This is a genomic window from Clostridium caldaquaticum (assembly GCF_023806125.1).
Lineage (GTDB): Bacteria > Bacillota > Clostridia > Clostridiales > Clostridiaceae > Clostridium_AT > Clostridium_AT caldaquaticum.
In genome coordinates this window covers 1-810 of record NZ_JAMSKT010000045.1, presented here as the reverse complement: position 1 = coordinate 810, position 810 = coordinate 1, and the positions used below count along the sequence as shown (strand labels likewise).

Annotated in this window: 1 protein-coding gene; it reads right to left on the bottom strand. The window is 31.0% G+C overall.

The window, feature by feature from the left end; genetic code table 11:
* Positions 1 to 92: 92 nt before the first annotated feature.
* Positions 93 to 810: transposase (locus M2651_RS14225; RefSeq protein WP_252132998.1), on the bottom strand; the 718-nt coding region annotated here is incomplete at its 5' end.

The following is an 810-nucleotide window of genomic DNA, read 5'->3' as shown; positions in this document are numbered from 1 at the left end:
TTTTTAAGCTGCTTGTCCACTTTTAGTATATTAAAAACAAATTTTTCTTTTACACTTTTTTTAAAATTTAATTATCTTTGCTTCTACTATAACTATACAGCTTTATACTTCAAAAAATCTTCCATTATATTTTTATACCGCTCATCTTTTTCAATAAGTTCAACGCCTATATCTTCAAGTTCAGATATCCTTGATAATGTAACCCTTCCTACTATTCTGCATATATCTTTGTATGTTAAGTCACAGTAGTACCTTATTAAAAATATGAATAATGCCCTGCTCTCTTTTGCTTCCCTCTTGTACTTCCAATGCAGCATCTTTTTATTTGTTTTTGTGTACTCGGCTATAAAATCCATTATATCCTCTGGCTTATAGCCTCTTATAAGTACTGTTCTCTCGCTTCTGTATTCGCTCTTTTCATCTTTAAATTCAAAATGTGCCTTCTTATTTTCATTATTGCATATCAAAACAAACTTGTAATAGTTCTCTCTTGCTTTCTTAACTTTCTTTGAGAAAAATCCCATTATGAACTCTTCATCTACTATTCCAATTGTGTCCTTATTCTTTCCAAGATATATGCCTAATGTTGAATATTTGAAATTTTCCGGGCATGTTTTGTATTCTTCAATATCAACTGGATTATTGTGTATGTATGCAGAAAGGGTAAAAAGATACCTCTCATTATTGACAATTTTGCTTTTGAATCTGTCTTGAAACACATGTCCGCAGCGTTTATGCCTTGTATTGAAATATTGTGCATAGCACTGGTTTATTCCATGCATGAATTTTGAAATATCAGAGCCGTTTGCA